The sequence below is a fragment of the Pedobacter sp. SG908 genome, assembly GCF_011759615.1.
GTDB lineage: Bacteria > Bacteroidota > Bacteroidia > Sphingobacteriales > Sphingobacteriaceae > Pedobacter > Pedobacter riviphilus.
Map to the genome: position 1 here is coordinate 369,439 of NZ_JAAOYY010000001.1, position 19,525 is coordinate 388,963.

The following is a 19,525-nucleotide window of genomic DNA, read 5'->3' on the forward strand; positions in this document are numbered from 1 at the left end:
ACCGTTATGAATACTGTAGAAAAACAACTAGTCAGTCATCCTGATTTAAACCACTTATACAATGAAGCGATAGAACTTTTGTCTGCTTTAATTGCCATACCATCTTTTAGTGGTTCAGAACAGGGCACTGCAAATAAAATAGAATTGCATTTGGCTAAACATGGCATTACTACCATTCGCAAAAACAATAATGTATGGTGCTACAATAAGTATTTCGACCATGCAAAACTGACTATTCTGCTTAACTCGCACCACGATACTGTAAAACCGAATGAGCAGTATACATTAGATCCTTTCCATGCCATAATTTATGATGAAAAAATACATGGCTTGGGCAGTAACGATGCAGGTGCTTCGCTGGTATCGCTAATCTCTACCTTTATTTATTTTTACGAATCGACTGATCTCGCTTTCAATTTATGTTTGGCAGCCACTGGCGAAGAAGAAAATTCGGGTTTAAACGGCATCAGAAGTATTCTGGACGACCTTAAACCCATTTCTTTTGCAATAGTAGGCGAGCCAACAGGTATGCAAATGGCTATAGCCGAAAAAGGTTCGATGGTAATTGATTGTGTAGCCAAAGGCCGATCAGGACATGCCGCACGTGAAGAAGGTGACAATGCCATTTACAAAGCCATTAAGGATATTGATTGGTTTTCACATTTTCAGTTTCCGATTGAAGACGATTTACCTGCTCCGGTAAAAATGACCGTTACAGAAATAAATGCAGGTTTGCAACACAATATTGTACCGGGCGAATGCCATTTTACGGTCGATATCCGTTTCGATCACAATTATACCCCGCGCGAGATCCTAAATGTCATCATCAACCATACTTTAAGCAGTTTTAACGTTCGCCCTAATGTGCTTCATCCTTCCAATATCGATGTGTTACATCCGCTGGTAGTGGCCGGAATAGCGCTTGGCAGAAAAACCTATGTTTCCCCTACCAGTTCCGATCAGGGTTGGCTGACAATGCCTTCTGTAAAAATGGGACCTGGAGAATCAGCCAGGTCGCATACTGCAGATGAGTTTGTACTGATTGAAGAAATTGAAGAAGGCATAACGCTTTACATCCATTTGCTCGAATCTGTTTTTAAGATATTGTAAATCGGAGAAACGCCATTTTTTGTACCTTTTTCGTTTCGGAGGCACTAAAGTAAAAGCTTTTTGAGCATATTTGAATTTCGCAAAACAAATAGTATGTTTAAAAGATTAACTGCCATATTCACGCTATGTTTACCGGTAATGTTCTGTTCGGCGCAACAAGTTCGCCCTGCAAAATCTTCGGAGATTTATAGAGAACTTAAAACATTGAAACACCTGCCTAAGGTTTTATATTTGGCGGCCCATCCCGATGATGAAAATACTGGTTTACTTTCTTGGTTAATTAACGATCAGAATGTAGAAACAGCTTATTTATCGCTTACCAGGGGAGATGGCGGGCAAAACCTTTTGGGTACCGAACAAGGTGCAGCATTGGGCTTGATCAGGACACACGAACTCCTGGAAGCCCGTAGATTAGATGGCGCACAACAATTTTTTACCAGGGCGATTGATTTCGGCTTTTCTAAGAATACCAGCGATACTTTTAAACAGTGGGATGCTGATAGTATTACAGCCGATGTGGTTTGGGTGATCAGAAAATTCAGACCTGATGTGATTATCTGCCGTTTTCCGCCAACTGCTGCTGCGGGGCATGGGCAACATGCGGCTTCTGCAGTTGTTGCCGAGAAGGCCTTTAAGGCTGCTGCCGATAAAAATATGTTTCCTAATCAGCTTAAGTACGTTTCTGTTTGGCAGCCAAAAAGATTGTTATGGAACACCTTTAGGTTTGGTGCTGTTAATACAACAGCCGAAAATCAATTAAAGGTTACCGTTGGACAGTATGATGCCCAGTTGGGAATGGGGTATGGCGAGTTAGCCGGATTAAGCAGGAGCTTGCATAAAAGTCAGGGGGCAGGAACACAATCAGTAGCCGGTGTACGTTCCGAATATTTTACCAATGTTTTGGGCGATCCTGCCAAAAGAACTCTTTTTGACGGATTAAGTGTCAACTGGTCGGATAAAGGTATAGGCGATATTGATGAACTGATTGATATTATATTGTTATCATTTAATTACAATCAACCCGATAAAAGCCTGCACGGGCTGTTGATGTTAAGGAAGAAAATTGCAGAATTGCAGGATGTAGCGTTGAGGAAAGATAAACTTGCCGCAATCGATAACATCATTTTAAGCTGTATAGGTTTTATGGGCGAGGTGGTTACCAATCAACCTGAAGCGATTGCAGGCAGCAGTTATAATTTTCGTTTAAACTTAATTTCAAGATCGGCTACTCCTGTAACGGTAGAAAGTGTGAATTGGTTAAACCAAACAGATAATTTAAATAGAAAGCTTACCAACGATTCGCTGATAACCCTTGAACGTAAAATCCAAATTCCTGCAGATGCTGCACCTACTGAGCCTTACTGGTTAGCCAAGCCTGCAAAAGATGCGGCTACATTCAGTGTAGCTAACGATACTTTAATCGGGCTTCCAGAAATGCAATCGCCCGTTAATGTGCTATTATCATTAAAAATCGAATCGGAAAAATTTGAGATCAAATTGCCTTTATCGTATAAAAAATTAGATCCTGTTAAAGGTGATGTTGTAGAAACATTGAGGATTATTCCCCCGCTTGATTTAAGTTTTAGTGAACCTGTTTATTTCGCTAAAGAAAAAGAAGCTTTAAATGTTAGCCTTCGCTTAAAGGCCAATAAGAACATTAATTACGGTAAAGTGAGTTTCAAGATCGGTAACCAGGTAATTAAAACTTTTCAGGGAATTAACCTTGCCGAGAATACCATTACCACTAAAGATTTTCTGATTCCGGTTGAAGATCTTGCCAAAATAAAAAGCAGCCAGAATAAACTCGAAGCAGTTTTTTCTTCAGAAGCGAATGAATATTCAAAAGGACAGGTATTAATTCAGTACCCTCATTTGCCAACCCTGCAGTATTTTGTTCCCGCCGCAACGTGGTTGATTAAGGGAGATGTAAAAGTATTGGCGAAAAAAGTTGGGTATATTGAAGGAGCCGGAGATCTAATTCCCGAGTTTTTAAGGCAGGCAGGTTTACAAGTTGATGTACTCACAGAAGCGGATATCTTAAACCCGGCAAAACTGGCAAGTTACGATGCTGTGGTAACCGGAGTAAGGGTAATCAATACTGAGAAAAGAATTAAAAACTGGCAAACTGCTTTGCGTAGTTATGTAGAAAACGGTGGAAACATTGTAATGCAGTACAATACCACACAGGATATGGCACTTCAGGATTTCGGTATTTATCCCTTTAGCATCAGTGGTAAAAGGGTAACCGAAGAAAATGCCGAGGTTAAGTTTTTGAAACCTGAACATAAGCTGTTAAACTATCCAAATAAAATTACCACGGAGGATTTTAAAGGCTGGGTACAGGAGCGTGGCGCTTATTTTCCAGATAAATGGGATGCCAAATACGAACCGCTTTTCGAAATGCACGATACAGATGAAGAGCCGCTTCAAGGATCAACGCTTTATGCTAAATATGGCAAAGGGAACTTCATTTACACCCCTTTGGCATTTTTCAGGCAACTGCCTGCCGGAAACGTTGGTGCAGCCAGGTTGTTCTTTAACTTTTTATCAGCTGGAAAGTGATGAAAAATCGATTCAAAAACTGGAATACCTGGTATATTTTGCTCGCTTTGGCGCTACTGTTCCAGATTGTATTTTATTATCTGTTTACTAAATTCTGGTCATGAGTAATATCGATTGGGCAGTATTGATATTCACCTTGCTTGCTGTTGTAGCTTACGGCGTTTTTATTGGTCGCGGGCAAAAAAGCAATGCTTCCTATTTAAAGGCCGATAATAAAATGCCCTGGTACATTGTGTTATTGGGTATTATGGCTACACAGGCCAGTGCCATAACTTTTTTGTCAGCACCAGGCCAGGCTTATACAGATGGCATGCGCTTCGTGCAGTATTATTTTGGTTTGCCGCTGGCAATGATTGTTATTTGCATTACTTTCATACCGATTTTTCAAAAGTTGAATGTATATACGGCCTACGAATACTTAGAGAACCGTTTCGATAAAAAAACAAGGGTTTTAACTTCATTGTTATTTCTGTTCTCGCGGGGATTATCAACCGGCATTAGCATTTATGCCCCAAGTATTATCCTCTCAAGCGTTTTAAACTGGAATATTTATTTAACCAATATCCTTACAGGAGGAATCTTATTGATTTATACTTATGTTGGTGGTGCAAAAGCAATTGCGCATACACAAAAACTGCAGTTTTTGATCATTTTAGGAACAATGGCCTTTGCCGGATATCTTTTGGTGCAGCATATGCCTAATGGAATCGGATTTAAAGATGCACTTTACCTGGCCGGGAAATCGGGTAAATTAAATGTAATTACCACCGGATTCGATTGGAAAGATAAATATAATATCTGGAGTGGTTTAATTGGAGGCTTTTTCCTTGCACTTTCGTACTTCGGGACGGATCAGAGCCAGGTGGGAAGATACATTACCGCGAAAGACAATACCAATGCTAAAATGGGATTACTGTTGAATGGACTGGTTAAGATCCCGATGCAGTTCGCCATCCTGTTGATCGGTGCATTGTTGTTTGCTTTCTTCTCATTAAAGCCGGCGCCGATTTATTTCAATGAACGCTCCTATCAATATTTAAAAGAAACTCAGCCTCAACAAGCGGCAGCTTTCGAAAAAGAACACGATGCTTTAGCGCAGAAATTTAACCAGCAATCAAAACGTATTCTGGTAGAAAAGGAAAAGCAATTACCATCTTTAAATTCTTCGATAGAAAACTTTAAATCGACCCAAAAGCAGGTGAAAGAACTGCACGGCAGGGTAGAAGAGGCCATCAACAAATCGAATTACAATGCGGAGAAAACCGATACCAATTATATCTTTTTATACTTCGTAAAGAATACCCTTCCGGTTGGGATGATCGGCCTGCTTTTCGCCGTCATCTTTTTGGCCAGCTGGGGTTCTATTTCTGCAGCGCTGAATTCGCTGGCTGCATGTTCGTTAAAAGATGTGCACCTCATTTTTGGTAAAAAAGAAGTAGACGATGAAACCGAACTAAAATACAGCCGTTTACACACTTTGGCCTGGGGCATTTTTTCGATAGCTGTTGCCATGTTTGCTACACAGATGGGTTCGTTAATTGAAGCTGTTAATGTACTGGGCTCGCTTTTTTATGGTCCAATCCTAGGTATTTTCCTGGTGGCATTTTATTTTAAAAAGATAAACGGACCTATCGTATTTATTGCGGCTATCTTATCCGAAATTGCCGTTGTCGCTGTATATGAGTTCGATATTGTTTCATTCCTTTGGCTCAATGTAATCGGCGCAGCAGCAGTAATTATGTTCTCGGTAATGGGCCTGTTGTTTTCTAACCCAAAAATCGCAGTCGACAGCTAAACTTAATTTTTACTTGCAGCAGATATTTGCTCTCCGAGTGCAAGCCTAAAATTTAATACCTTTATTTTCGACAAAATAGATAACGCTAAATATGAACGAAGCCTGGGTTGATAGGTGGAATGACCGATACAGTACCGATGAGTTTGCTTATGGCGAACAGCCGAATAACTATTTAAAAGAGCAGTTGATACAGCTCGAGACCGGAACAATACTTTTTCCGGCAGAAGGAGAAGGCCGAAATGCTGTTTTTGCCGCTAAACTCGGTTGGAAGGTTTCGGCCTTTGATATCAGTATTGAAGGAAAAAACAAAGCACTTCAACTCGCAGAAAACAATAACGTTAGTATTGATTACCAGGTGGGCGAGCTCCAGGAGCTGGATTATAAAACTGAACAGTTTGATGCCATTGCCTTAATTTATGCACACTTCCCATCGGCAATTAAATCAACTTACCACAAAACACTGAGCAATTATTTACGCAAGGGCGGTTTGCTTATTTTCGAAGCTTTTAGTAAGAAACATCTTGATTATCTTGCCAAAAACGAAAAAGTTGGAGGACCAAAAGAAATCGATATGTTATTCTCAATCGAAGAAATAAGAGCTGATTTCGAAAATTATGAGATTCTGGTGCTGGAAGAAAGGGAAATTGAACTGAAAGAAGGTTTGTTTCATAATGGACAGGGCTCGGTAATCAGATTCGTTGGAAGGAGGAAATAAAGTGGTTTGGCCTATAGGTGAGAAATGAATTCAAAAAAACAGTGAAGTTTTGCACATTTTTTTAGATACTAGAATTATAGTTTTTATCAACCGAAAGCTATAAATTCGTAAAATTAAAAACAACAAAAACAGATAAATATAATACTATGAAAACGATGATTAAATCTATTACATTGCTATTTACGGCGATTACCATTTCTGTAAGTGCAATGGCACAAGATGCGCAGCCTAAGCCAAGTCCTGCGGCCACAACAACAGGAAAAGTTAAGGGTGCAACCATTACCATCAACTACAGCAGTCCTGCAGTAAAAGGGCGTAAAATCTGGGGCGGTTTAGAAGCTTTTGATAAAGTGTGGCGTGCAGGTGCAAACGAGGCTACTACTTTCGAAACCGATAAAGATATTGTAGTTGAAGGAAAAGCTTTGGCAGCTGGAAAATACAGCTTCTTTTTAATCCCTAAAGAAAGCGGAATCTGGACAGCTATCTTTAACAAAGAACCAAAACAATGGGGTGCTTACAAATACGAAGAAGCTAAAGATGCTTTGCGTGTTGATGTTAAAACCAAAGCGTTAAAAGCTACACAAGAACGTTTGGTTTACAAAATTACCAAAAGTGGCTTTGCTTTAGAATGGGATAAAATTTCTGTTCCAGTTAATATTAAATAATTAGATAGAATTATTCAGAGCCGCCCCAGCTTAACATTTGGGGCGGCTTTTTTATGCATTGTTTTTTGAAAGTGACTGTGCTGTAATTTTTGGCAGCTTGTAGTTCCGCTTTACTGCGTTGCACTCCGTGTTTGCTGCAATCGGGTTTAAGAACAAGGGTTTGCGCTCTCTGTAATGGAGCCTTACAAAAAGAACTATAAGCTCACACAAGAGGAAGTTAATGGCGGAGAGGTGTTGAAAATCGTTGCTTCGGCCGTACCGGTTAAAATTTTGGCTACCGAAAACTGGATTTCGAGTCTTGGAAAATAATTTAAAAAATTACAAAAAACGGCAAACTTATTCCAGATAATCCTGTTGTTCTAGTATAAATTTCAAGATCATGGCACCTTTAAAATTAAGCGAAGAACAGCATGCTACATTAAGCAATAAAAGCACATTAGAACAAGTTAACGAACAGCCTTTAGAACTTCATCCGGAAGCCTATAAGGTAAAAGGCCCATCTCCTGATAAGATGAAAACGGTATCATCTTCATTAAGGAACTACGCTCACGGTTTGTACGGATTGTTGTAAAAACGCCTCCAACAAAAACTCCTCATACCAGATGATATAAAGCAGCCAGGACTTAAAAAAAACTGGCTGCTTTTTTATCGCAACAAACTGTAGATCTATTTTACATATCATCATTCTAAACAGTTTTGTGTTAGTGAACTTAATCAAGAGCTCGTGTTGCAAAACAGATGCTGAAACAAGTTCGGCATGACGTAACGCGAGATCAGACATGGTAAATTCAAATAGACTATCGTCATCCTGAACTTGTTTCAGGATCTTTGCCGAAAGATGTTAAGACAAACTCAATTCCTTTTCAATTCCAAATGCATACCTTACCCTTATGAAACAAAGTGCCGGAATATTGCTTTTCCGAAGAAAAGATCAGCAGGTGGAATTTTTTCTTGTTCATCCGGGCGGGCCGTTCTTTGCCAAGAAAGATCTTGGCTTTTGGACAGTGCCAAAAGGAGAATTGAACGAAGGTGAAGAAGCTTTAACGGCTGCCATCCGCGAATTTAAAGAAGAGACCGGCGAAAGCTTAACCGGAAATTTCATTGAATTAACGCCTGTTGTACAAAAAGGAGAAAAAAAAGTACTGTGTTGGGCTGTGGAAGGAGATCTTGATCCTTCAGCAGTTGTTAGTAATACTTTCGAAATGGAATGGCCACCCCGCTCGGGTAAAAAGCAAAGTTTTGCAGAGATAGATAAAGCTGATTGGTTTACTTACAGCGATGCCATTACATACATTAACGAAAAGCAGATCGCCTTACTCGATGAATTAAAATCTAAACTAAGCCATTAATTCAAACTGTGAAATGTCTTTTTCGGCACCGTTAATAATTATCGAAATCTGATGGTTGCCTAGATGAAATTTACGTGTAGTAATCAGTACGAATTTTTGTTTTCGGAGAATGTTTATCGTTGCACCTGCAGGATAAATTCGCTCAGAAATCTTATACACCTTTTTAGTATTCTGTTCATTTTGCTTTTTATAGTAAATAGCATATTCCAATCTCACTTTTTGTTCGAAAGGATTTTCATTAAGGATAGAAAACGAAAACTCCAGACTTTCACCAATTTTGATCTGAGGATTTAAGATTTTGAAATCTTTTAATAAAATTCCTGCATCGTCTAATCCATAATGTTTAAGGATATCGGCATGGCCTTGTTTAAGTAGCGTACGGCAACCATGTTTAATAATAGCATCTGTTTCGGCCCCCAAGCCCGACCAGTTTTTAGCTATATTTAAAACAACATGGGGATGATCTTTAGCAATATCGTTTAAGCTATTGGCAACGCTCCGCCTTACATATTCAGACGGATCTGTTTTAAGGTTTTCCAGTATCGGTAAAATGGATGTCGGGTCTTTTTTCAGAAATGGAATACCCATGGCCCAAGGTAATCGCGGACGGCTGCCTTCGCTGGCGAGCCTTCTCACTTTATGGTTTTCGTGCAGCGACCATTTTTGCATCTTTAAAATCATCTCATTTCCGTATTTTAAAATAAAAGGACGAACGGCAAATTCGCAGCTTACAAATCGTGTAACAAATTCGAGTGCTTCAACTGAACCTTCTAAATCATCAATACCATAGGTTTCGATATAATCAGGTAAAAACATATAAGCTAGCCCATCTTCCCCAATACCCTGAATCCTTAATTGTGCAATTGTTTTTTTAATGAGCACAATCGTTTGAGGATAATCTTCAGGTAAAAAATCGTGTAATACCTTCGAGGTGTGCTTCATCCGTTCTTTTAGCTCTTTCGATCCAAATTCGGGCGTGAAAATCTTTTTGATAAATATCTCTTTTTCGAAACCTGGTATGGTAACAGTTAACGCATGCGTTAATCTATCATAAAAAGCAGGTGAATATAAATCTTTAAGCAGGCTGGCCATATGGTTTGGTAATTAATATAGTGCTAATTTACTAAAAAAATTAGTATTTTTAAGTAGCTCACTCAGATAATTATTTCATCGTATCATTTTTACGTAGCGTTTAAGAATTTCAGCTTTTTCTTTGGCACATTTGTTTATCATAAAAACGACGAAATGAATACAACAAAAATAGGCTGGATCGGGTTAGGGAATATGGGAATCCCGATGGCAGAACAATTGATAAAAGGAGGTTATGCGGTTACGGTTTACAACAGGAGCAAGGATAAAGAAGTTTCGCTGAAAGAAATGGGCGCATCAATTGCTAAAGCACCTAAAGAGCTGATTGTAACTACTGATGTAGTAATCATTATGGTATCTGATGATGCCGCAATTGATCAGATTTTTAAAGGAGAAGAAGGGCTTTTTAGTGAAGAAACTTCGGGCAAGATTATCGTGAATATGAGCACGGTTTCTCCTTCAATTTCAAAAGAAATGGCCATGTTGTGCAAAGCAAAAGGAAATTTTTATTTAGATGCACCAGTTTCAGGGAGTGTGAAGCAAGCAGAAACCGGTCAGTTGGTGATTATGGTCGGAGGTGAAGAATCTGCTTTTAACCAGGTAAAACCTATCCTCGAAAAAATGGGAAAACTGGCCAAACTTGTTGGTGCAAATGGTGCGGGTAACAGTGCAAAACTGGCTATCAATTCACTTTTGGCCTTGTATGCACAGGGCTTGGCCGAAACTGTTCTGTTTGCTAATGAACAAGGGATTAGAACCGAAGATTTATTAGAATTGATTAATAATGCAGCCATTGGCAATATTTTTACCAAAATTAAAGGTGATGCTATTATTGCGGATAATTACAAAGCTGCTTTCGCCCTTAAACATATTGTAAAAGATTTGAACCTAGCAAAAGAAGAAGGTATTTCATCGCCATTGGCTAAAACAGCACGGGATACTTTCGAAGCGGCAGCCTCAAAATATGGAGAAGAGGATATTATTGCAGTAGTTAAACAGCTTAAAGGATAAAGCGATCTTTTTTAATACTAAAGTTGATAACCATAGGAGATTTTGGCTTTTCCTATGGTTATTTATTTATGGGATATTACAAAGTTTTATGTATACCGTATGAAATGAGGTAAGTTGCTATATTTTTAAGCCGCCAAAAGTGCTGCCTAGAATAATTGCTAGCACAATTAAGGTAATTATTACATAAAGTTTATCCTTTTCGAGCATAAAAGCAAACAGTGAAAATATAATGCGCATAATCAGGGTGATGATCAAAAGCAATACTCCAAACTGGATAATGGCCATTGGCTTGAGGGTAAAAAGCCCCATAAAAATGTCATCGAAAGTGGAAGTCATTTTCTTTGCCTTTAAGATATGATAATCAGGTCGGCCTTGTATTCCACTTTGTACCAAGAAAAGTATTCCGTCCAATAAAATACCCAGGGTTAATCTGGTACTACTCCCTGGTCAAGTTTCAGATCGATAAAGACAAGAGATAGGTTGAAAATACCATCTGGAGATATTATGCTTAATGAATGATGATATTTTTAATTAGGCGCACTGTTGAATAGATGCGGTTTATATCCTGCAGTATTCAACAGCATTTTTGTGATTGCCCAACAGAGAAATTACTTTTTTTAATCTTTGATCTTAAAAATTAGTCTCTATATCTATGCTATATACATTATTTATTTGCAAGTTTTGCTTAGGTGTTAAGCTTAAATCAATATCAAGATAAGAGAGAAGCAGGTCAGTGGGGATCTGGTCAAATAGTCCAGGATAAATACGTTTAAATAGCGATATTCTGTTTTCAGTATTCTGCAGTCTAAATAAGATGTTTCTATTGTTTACATCAGATATGGCAGTTTGGAGAAGATAATCATTAAATAATGAATCAAGAACAGGGTACCATGCACAGCCTTCCTCCAGCTCAGTTTGGTCTATCAAAAAAACAATAGTATCCTGTATGGCAAAAAGATTGAAGTTACCATCTGTTTGTTTAAAACCATTCGGGATATATACGCTACCTTTCGCGCCCAACCATATATTGGTCTGCTCGGCCTCTTCATTCACTAAATAGCCATTAACCAGGCCATCTGCTACAATTATAATGTTACCGTTAGCAGATGAGCTGTTTGGCTTAAAAAGCGTTTTTCCTTTGCGAATGCTGAGAAAAGCTGTATGTCTGTACATAAAGCGAATAGCTGCTCTATCTTTCTTCCGATCTAACAATGGAAGAAATATCTTTAAAAAATATTTGATGTAGCCTACTTCCATATTGATTTAATTAAGTTTTGTGGTTAACATATTGATGTTTTTTATTGGGTAAATCGCATCTACAAACCGATCATGCTCAAAGGCTCAAATCCTCACCCGAATTAAAAGGGTATAATTTCTTGTCAGTTACCAATCATCGGCTCTTTCTCCTTCATAGGTTTTAACGGCACTGCAAGGTGCTATGGGGTAAGACCAGTTGAAAACTAATTCATCTACCCCAAGCATCAGCTTTGGAACATCTTCGCACATAAATAAATCGATTTAGTTTTTTTGTGCGACGATCGTTTTTGGTATTGGGCTAATCTTACTTAAGATCGGCTACAACTAAATTCTGTATTAAAAATTAATTTTCCTCTGATTTTGATCAAGACGTATCTTGATCTTACTCATCGCCAAAACTAGGCGGTGATGTGGGCAAAACGATAAGTTTCCAAGTGGATATTCCAGATAAAGTATGCTAATTTTTCATTGTTTTCAAAGCGTTCATATCCAGTATAATAATGTTATTTCCGTCTTTTTCAATTAAGCCTTCTCTTGTGAAATCTCCAAGCACCCTACTCAGTGTTTCTGTTGCAATGCCTATCAAGCATGCCAAATCGTATCTGGGAAGTATAAATCTATTATTCTCTGCAGACTCGTGGTTTAGTTTAGTCAGTTCAATAATTGCCTTTGCTATCCTCTTCCTTACAGAGTAATAGGCGATATTCAGTAGCTTTTCATCACGGTTATTCAGGCTATGAACAAGAGCTTTAGCAAAAAAGCTGAATATGTCTGGGTAGTCTGTAATTAAATTCTGGAAATCGGTGTAAGGGATGGTCAGTATTTCAACAGTATCGATGGCTTCTGCAATTTCCTTATTTTCAGAGCCTAATAGTGCGCCCTGAAGGCCGAAATATTCGTGCGGGCCATAAATGCCGGTGATAAATATGTTGCCGGCTGAATCAGCGACATAGGTTTTTATCTTTCCTGATAAAATGTAATGTAATCCGAGCGATCTCCTTTCTCCCCTATAATAAAGAACCTGGTTTTTTTTAAAAGATCTTGGCAAACAACCTTCAAACCTTGATCTTAACCAGGATAATTCATCTCCACTTTTATGGATATTTTTTAATTGAGTATGCCGGTTTAAAAATAATTCATGTTGAAGCCTTTTTTTTCTGAGCTTTACCTCAACATGATTAAGCAGCTCGCCATCATCAAAAGGAGCCATGAGGTAGCCATCTGCGCCCAATTCCATCACTCTGCGGGCAAGGTCGTAATCCTGATTGTTCAATATCATAATAAAACTGATACCCGCAGTTTCCATAAATTTATTAACAACACGCAATACCCCAATTCCGTCCATTTCAGCTACATTTACCTCCGAAATAATTACATCTACCGGACTTTTTCTGATAATGTCGATTGCTTGCTTACCGCTATTTGTTAATTTTACATTGTATTTCCCGATTGTTAGTATTTCGGTGATTTTTATCCTTAGATCGAAATCCTCAAGTATAATCAAGATTTTAGATCCCTCCATTTAAATTTTATGTTTAATCCTGAAGGCAATAGTTTCCTTTAGATTGGCAAAACAGGTGTTAAACCTGATTTCTGGACCTTTTTGTTACGTTATTTAAAGCTTTTCGATAGACTAAATTAAGGTCTGCGAGAAAGAAGATAGACAATTGGAAATAATAGAGATAGCAAAAAACTTCAGTCGGTGGGTGGAAAAATTATCTTGACAGAAGTGTAGATAATGCTACAGGCTTTGTTAAAAAAATGATACAGTTTTTTAACAAGCATTTTTAAAAAAGGCATTTATTAAAGGTTTTTATAGGGATTAATAGACAAATATCCAATAAAAATGAGCATAAATACGCATAACTAGATTGATAATTGTCAAATTGATTGTTGATTGTGGTCAATAATGGAACATTTAGTGTTTTTTTAGGGGCTATTTAGGTAAAGCGATTTAGTATTATTATTTATATGGAATGTGTACAGCTGCATATGTATCATATGTAATTATTTAAATTTAATCTATTTAAATATAAAGTTAAATAACTTGATTGTTTAAAACGATTCTTAATTATTTTTTGGTACAATGATGCTTCTGTGCTGTGTAGGTGAGTAGTAAAGATTAAAGGACGAGGTACTGCCTACAAAAATAACCGGACTGTTTATGGTAACCGAATCTAATTTTTCGAAAGTGCTATCTTTTTTTGTGTTGTTTAAACAATGCTGAATATCAACATCGATCCGGTTAATTGAAGTGAATATGGTTAAAAGACAGCAGCTTGCGAATAAATGGAAAGATAGGTAACTAAACTGGAACATCCTGATGTGAAAAAGAACAATCCAAAGGCAAAGCAAAAGCGTAAGTGAGATGCAGATTAATAAAATAGACATTTTCATTTCTTGGAAATTGATCAGCGCAGGTAAAAATGCGAATGGCAATAGACCGATGACAAAAGCGGCGTTTCTTGTACGACTTATGGTAGAAGTATCGCAGATCCAGGAGTGCACAATAAAGGATATTGTGATAATTAAAGGCAAAAGGACTAAAAGAGCTGATTTTTCCAAATAGCTTAATCCTCTCTGTGAGGAGGCCAGGTCGCCAAAATCGTAAAGGGTAAAGATTTCAATATTAAAACTAGCAAAAAAATAATCTTCTCCAAAGCCGATCAATAGCACAAGGAAAACGGTTGTTAATATCAGGTAGGTAATAAACAAGGTTGAAATATTGTTCGTTTTATCTGCCATCTTAATTATAAATAGATTGCGTAAGGTAAGAGCAAACGGAAATATGCGACATAGGATAGATTTTGATTCTCAAATTTGCTTAAGCATTCCCTTATTTTCATTGATAAGAATTAAAGCGATTAATGATTGTTGTCAAAGCCATATCCCATTCGAAAGTTGCTTATACTTGTTAGATCTGGTTGGATTAATAAAATTGCTTGATTCTAAAGATTCAATGTCTGCCTGTCTAGGCTTTAAATAATAAATAATTTTTAATTAATTAAAAATCAGCACTTTAGTTGTTTTTGTAAAAAAAATAATGAACATAATATTTGCATCGTACGAAAATCATCGTACCTTTAGAATATGAAAAGTAATCAAACTGAAAATAATCTACCTGAACCTACTAAAGCTGAATTAGAAATTCTTCAGGTGTTATGGGAGTTTGGTCCATCTACAGTTCGGTTTGTAAACGATAAATTGAACGAGCAGCGCGAGGTGAATTATACCTCAACTTTAAAGCAGATGCAGATCTTAGCCGAGAAAGGAATATTAAAACGTGATGAAAGCCAAATGAAACACATTTATATTCCTGTTGAAGCTGAAGAGAAAACCAAAGTCCAGTTGTTAGATCGTTTTGTAAATACCCTATATAAAGGATCTGCTTCGCAGTTAATGATGCAGCTTTTGGGTAATGAGAAAACCTCTAAACAGGAGATAGAAGAGATAAAGCGGCTATTGGATAGCATGGAATAATTAATAATAACAGATTCTAAAGAACCACAATGATGGAATTTAAGTTAATTAACCTTTTACCCGAAAATTGGCTTCATGCCCTCGGTGCTACTTTATTCCACTCGTTATGGCTTGGGGTAATATTAGCCTTGCTTGCTGGTTTGGTTATGTTTACTACCCGAAAAGCAAGCGCTTCAACACGCTATAATCTACTCACCATTTGTTTGATGTTGTTCGTTGTGGCTATATTCTTCACTTTTTACACAGAACTGCAAAAACCTATAGGCGCCGAGGCTGATCAGGTTGTAATCAATCTCTCTAGTGGGGTTACCAATCAGCCCGTAATTACAAATGTGCAACACGATATGTATTCGGGATTGAACAAAATTCTTTCTTTATGGAATGCGTATGCTTATCAGATTGTACTGATCTGGTTTTTAATTATATGTGGAAAGAGCATTCAGTTAATGGTAGGTTTAAATGGTGTATATCATTTACGTAAGCATAAAACCTATGCTGCGGGTAAAAAATGGGATGAAAAGTTAGCTATGCTGGCTGAAAAATTAGGTTTAAGTCAACCAGTTAAAATGGTGCAGTCGGGTATTGCGCAGGCGCCAATGGTTGTGGGTCATTTTAAACCCTTAATTCTGGTTCCATTAGGTTTGCTTAGCGGCCTGTCAGATGCCGAGGTTGAGGCGATTCTTTCTCACGAACTGGCCCACATTAAGCGTAAAGATTACCTGGTGAACCTATTACAAAGTTTTATCGAAATCGTTTTCTTCTTTAACCCAGCGGTACTTTGGGTATCACAATTAATAAAAACAGAACGCGAACATTGCTGCGATGATTTGGCCATTGCCTGTGTAAGCGATCGCAAAAACTACGTTCAGGCCCTCATTGTGTGCCAGGAATTTAAGCAGCGTGCACCTGCTTATGCTATGGCCATAACGGGTAAGAAGGGTAGCCTGCTGCATAGAGCAAGCAGGATGTTATTCAACACCAATTCAACTTTAAACAAAATGGAAAAGACTATATTAACCATCGCCCTGGTATCGGTAGTGGTTTGCAGTGCTGCTTTTAAAAGCGTTGGCCGTGCAAAAACAGTTACCAGAAAAGAAATATCCACCTCAATACAAGTTTTACAGGATACAGCAAAAAAAACTAAACCTGTTGAAGGGAAACCTGGCGATCAATTGGAAAGAGAAATCAATTCGAAAATGGACCGTCAATTGAAACAGTTGGCAGAAAATGAGAAAATTAAACGCAATGAAACAGCAGATGATGTAAAAGCGAGAATTGCTGATCAGCAAGCCAGAAAAGACGATGCTAGAAAGGCAGTGGCAGACGAGCGCATGCGGAAAGAAGATGCTAAAGCCAGAATTGCTGACGAAAAACTTAGGATAGCAGACGAGAAACTTGCAAAAGAGGATGCTAAATTGGCCGAGGAAGACGCCAAATGGGCAAAAGAAGATGCCAAGTGGACAAAGGACGCTGATAAATGGGCACAGGATGATAAAGAGGGTAGAGGAAACCGTGTACCAAGAGCACCACGTCCGCCACGCCCACCTAGAGCGCCAAGGGCATCAGTTGCGGTTCCTGCGGTCCCTGCCATGCCGGCAATTCCAGCAGTTCCAGCAGTACCACCAACTCCGCCTATGCCCCCTGTATACAACCAAAGGACAAGTACCCGAACAGGTGTACAGCGTACCGTTACTTCGAAAACCGTAACCAATGGAGACGGACATGATTATACCAACGAAATTAATCAGGAGTTGATGAAAGACGGTATCATTAGCAGTACCAATAAACTATCGTACAAGCTCAATAAAGATGAGCTGATTGTAAACGGTCTAAAACAAAATGCAGATGTTCAGAAAAAGTACAAACAACGGTTTTTGAAAAACGATAAGCATTCGCTGATGTATAACTTCCTGATTGAAAACAACAAAAACTAAGTTCTAAAAGCGCTAATCCAATTCACATCATGAAATTTAAGATCATGGCTTTTTTAGCCGTATGGATAAATATTGCCCTTACTTTTGCTCAAGCCCAAACCCCACAATCCAGAATTTATGGTCGTGTATTGGATGCCGAAGGAAAAAATATAGAATTTGCAACCGTTGCACTCCTTAAAGATTTGGCATTGGTTAAAACAAGCTTTACTGAAAATGATGGAATGTTCAGTTTTGATAAGCTCGGTTATGGAAAATATTTGATTAAAATATCGGTGGTCGGATCGCCAATATACCAAACCGATACTTTGGTGCTAACTGCCAGCCATGCCGTTATCGCATTGCCAGATATCAAGATTAAAGCTGGAGCAACCAATTTAAAGGAAGTGAATATTTTGGGGCAGAAAGCTTTTGTAGAGCGGAAAATAGACCGTACTGTTGTCAATGTTGATGCTTTGATTTCGAATGCAGGTACAACCGCACTGGATGTGCTGAGTAAATCGCCTGGGGTGAACGTAGATCAGAACGGGGCAATTTCACTGAAAGGCAAAAATGGGGTGACTATCTTTATTGATGATAAACCAACTTATTTATCGGGGGGCGATCTGGAAAATTACCTGCGTTCGTTGCCTTCCTCTTCGCTTGATCAGATTGAACTGATGACCAATCCGCCTGCTAAATACGATGCTGCAGGAAACGGAGGCGTAATTAACATCAAAACCAAGAAAACCAAAACCGCTGGGTTTAATGGTGGGATTAATCTGAGTTTAAACCAGGGCGAATTAAGTCGCTCGAACAATAGTTTCAACTTTAATTACCGAAAGGATAAGATCAACATTTTTGGAAACCTGAGTTATAACCTCAATAATAGTTTTACCGATCTCGATCTGAACCGTAAATATAAAAATGATGATGGTAGTGCCAAATCCTACTTTAATCAGAATTCTTATTTCCGTAGACATGGCAACACTTTTAATTTAGAAACAGGGCTTGATTATTATGCATCTGACCGCACAACCTGGGGCGTAGTGCTTACCGGAATGAACCGGATTTCTAAACAGGTAAACAACAATACCAGTAATTTGTCTAATGCGTCAATGCAGTTAGATTCGGTTATCAGGGCTGAAAATATCGATCAGATTAAATATCAGAATGCGGGCGTAAATTTAAATTACAGGCACAAATTTAAGCAGGCAGGACGAGAATTGACCTTCGATGCTGATTACCTGCTTTACCGGAATCAAACCGATCAAACTTATTACAACTTTAGTTATCTTCCTAGCGGAACATTAAAATACCAAGATATTTTAACAGGCAACTTGCCTTCAAATATTGATATTTACACCGCCAAAATGGATTATTCGCATCCACTTGAAAATAAGTGGAAGCTGGATGCAGGCGTTAAAACCGCTTATACCAAAACCGATAACATTGCCGATTACTTTAATACGGCAAATGGAAAAACGAGTGCTGATTATGAAAAGAGCAATCACTTTTTATATGAGGAGAATATCAATGCGGTTTACCTGAATATGAGCCGGGAAGGAAAGCGGTTTTCGCTTCAGGCTGGTTTGAGGTATGAAAACACGGTTTCTAATGGGCATCAGTTGGGCAATCTGATCAAACCCGATTCGAGTTTTAAAAGAACCTATAACAGTTTGTTCCCAACGCTTTATTTTTCTTATAAGCTGGATACCGCTGGGAACAACCAACTGGGACTAAATTACGGAAGAAGAATCGACCGGCCATATTATCAGGACCTTAATCCGTTCTTTTCTCCGTTGGATAAGTTTACCTATTATGTCGGTAATCCTTTTTTAAAGCCTTCTTTTACACAGAGTATAGAACTATCGCATATTTTTAAAAATAAGATTACCACCACATTTAGCTACAGCTGGGTGAGGGACGAAGTGAACGAAACCATCGAAATTTTAAATGGCACCTATTACAGTAGACCTGCAAATGTGGGCAAAACAAGGGTAGCCAATGTTTCGGTAAATGCGGAGATCGATCTTACAAAATGGGCAAAATTAAATGCCTATATGGAGTTTGGTAAAATAGTTTCAAAAACAGATTTTTATACTGGTTTTTTGGTTACCAATGGCAGTTATTTTAGAACAAACCCCAATGTGCAGTTTAAAATCAGTCCGACATGGAATGCAGAAATAAACATGAGTTACCAGAGTAAACTTTCTAATGTTCAGTTTTTACTGGGTTCGGTGCATGAGTTTGGCGCAGCTGTACAGAAAAAACTCTCTGCAAAAAGTACTTTGAAATTAACGGCAAATGATATTTTCAGAAACCGGATATTTAATGGCGTAATTAATAATCTCGCAGCTACCGAAGCCAGCTGGACAAACAAGCAAGATTCGAGGAACTTTGTTTTGAGCTATAGCTATCGTTTTGGGAAGGCATTTTCTTCGCCAGCAAAACATGAATCTTCTGGTGCGGATGCAGAAAAGAACAGGGTGAAAAATTAACGGAACAATTCGTTCATCCTGGCTGGAGCATAGCGAAATGGAGGGATATAGCGTTGACCATTTTTTTTGGAAAGCAGTGCC

At 38.3% G+C, this 19,525-nt stretch carries 17 protein-coding genes; 11 read left to right on the forward strand and 6 right to left on the reverse strand.

The features are described 5' to 3' along the window. Positions 1-6 precede the first annotated feature (6 nt). From FHT21_RS01360 to FHT21_RS01390, 7 genes are all read left to right on the forward strand, one after another. The gene (locus FHT21_RS01360; protein WP_167293012.1) at positions 7-1,110 is read left to right on the forward strand and encodes a M20/M25/M40 family metallo-hydrolase; all 1,104 of its coding nucleotides are present in this window, start codon (positions 7-9) and stop codon (positions 1,108-1,110) included. Positions 1,111-1,203: 93 nt separating this feature from the next. Then, on the forward strand, positions 1,204-3,672 hold the full coding sequence (locus FHT21_RS01365; RefSeq protein ID WP_167293013.1) for a PIG-L family deacetylase: 2,469 nt from the start codon (positions 1,204-1,206) through the stop codon (positions 3,670-3,672). A gap of 100 nt (positions 3,673-3,772) precedes the next feature. Further along, positions 3,773-5,467, forward strand: a complete 1,695-nt coding sequence (locus FHT21_RS01370) for a sodium:solute symporter (protein ID WP_167293014.1) — start codon at positions 3,773-3,775, stop codon at positions 5,465-5,467. A 91-nt stretch (positions 5,468-5,558) separates the two neighbouring features. Then, on the forward strand, positions 5,559-6,182 hold the full coding sequence (locus FHT21_RS01375) for a class I SAM-dependent methyltransferase (protein WP_167293015.1): 624 nt from the start codon (positions 5,559-5,561) through the stop codon (positions 6,180-6,182). Between the two features lie 146 nt (positions 6,183-6,328). Further along, a complete protein-coding gene (locus FHT21_RS01380) occupies positions 6,329-6,847 on the forward strand; it encodes a DUF2911 domain-containing protein (RefSeq protein WP_167293016.1) in 519 nt (172 codons plus the stop codon). A 379-nt stretch (positions 6,848-7,226) separates the two neighbouring features. Then, on the forward strand, positions 7,227-7,418 hold the full coding sequence (locus tag FHT21_RS01385; RefSeq protein WP_167293017.1) for a hypothetical protein: 192 nt from the start codon (positions 7,227-7,229) through the stop codon (positions 7,416-7,418). 319 nt (positions 7,419-7,737) lie between these two features. Next, a complete protein-coding gene (locus FHT21_RS01390) occupies positions 7,738-8,196 on the forward strand; it encodes an NUDIX domain-containing protein (protein ID WP_167293018.1) in 459 nt (152 codons plus the stop codon). On the opposite strand, the gene FHT21_RS01395 is transcribed toward FHT21_RS01390, so the two are convergent. Next, a complete protein-coding gene (locus FHT21_RS01395; protein WP_167293019.1) occupies positions 8,185-9,288 on the reverse strand; it encodes a DNA alkylation repair protein in 1,104 nt (367 codons plus the stop codon). The genes FHT21_RS01390 and FHT21_RS01395 overlap by 12 nt on opposite strands. 153 nt (positions 9,289-9,441) lie before the next feature. On the opposite strand from FHT21_RS01395, the gene FHT21_RS01400 reads away from it, so the two are divergent. Then, on the forward strand, positions 9,442-10,296 hold the full coding sequence (locus FHT21_RS01400; RefSeq protein WP_167293020.1) for an NAD(P)-dependent oxidoreductase: 855 nt from the start codon (positions 9,442-9,444) through the stop codon (positions 10,294-10,296). Between the two features lie 117 nt (positions 10,297-10,413). Here FHT21_RS01400 and FHT21_RS01405 read toward each other — a convergent pair whose 3' ends face one another. The 5 genes from FHT21_RS01405 to FHT21_RS01420 form a co-directional block, all read right to left on the reverse strand. After that, a complete protein-coding gene (locus tag FHT21_RS01405; protein WP_243853819.1) occupies positions 10,414-10,707 on the reverse strand; it encodes a DUF1634 domain-containing protein in 294 nt (97 codons plus the stop codon). Between the two features lie 219 nt (positions 10,708-10,926). Beyond that, positions 10,927-11,553, reverse strand: a complete 627-nt coding sequence (locus FHT21_RS01410) for a hypothetical protein (protein ID WP_167293021.1) — start codon at positions 11,551-11,553, stop codon at positions 10,927-10,929. Positions 11,554-11,679: 126 nt separating this feature from the next. After that, entirely contained in the window at positions 11,680-11,802 is a 123-nt protein-coding gene (locus FHT21_RS25020; protein ID WP_279590016.1) for a hypothetical protein, read from the reverse strand. A 208-nt stretch (positions 11,803-12,010) separates the two neighbouring features. After that, positions 12,011-13,075 carry a response regulator gene (locus tag FHT21_RS01415; RefSeq protein ID WP_167293022.1) on the reverse strand — a complete coding sequence of 355 codons (1,065 nt, stop codon included), beginning with the start codon at positions 13,073-13,075 and terminating at the stop codon, positions 12,011-12,013. Positions 13,076-13,620: 545 nt separating this feature from the next. Continuing rightward, positions 13,621-14,298: a hypothetical protein gene (locus FHT21_RS01420; RefSeq protein WP_167293023.1), complete on the reverse strand. Its 678-nt coding sequence runs from the start codon at positions 14,296-14,298 to the stop codon at positions 13,621-13,623. Between the two features lie 345 nt (positions 14,299-14,643). On the opposite strand from FHT21_RS01420, the gene FHT21_RS01425 reads away from it, so the two are divergent. From FHT21_RS01425 to FHT21_RS01435, 3 genes are read left to right on the forward strand one after another with little or no spacing between them, the layout of a single operon-like run. Continuing rightward, entirely contained in the window at positions 14,644-15,033 is a 390-nt protein-coding gene (locus FHT21_RS01425) for a BlaI/MecI/CopY family transcriptional regulator (protein ID WP_167293024.1), read from the forward strand. 29 nt (positions 15,034-15,062) lie between these two features. Beyond that, positions 15,063-16,967, forward strand: a complete 1,905-nt coding sequence (locus FHT21_RS01430; protein WP_167293025.1) for a M56 family metallopeptidase — start codon at positions 15,063-15,065, stop codon at positions 16,965-16,967. A 29-nt stretch (positions 16,968-16,996) separates the two neighbouring features. After that, entirely contained in the window at positions 16,997-19,444 is a 2,448-nt protein-coding gene (locus FHT21_RS01435) for an outer membrane beta-barrel family protein (RefSeq protein ID WP_167293026.1), read from the forward strand. Positions 19,445-19,525 lie beyond the last annotated feature (81 nt).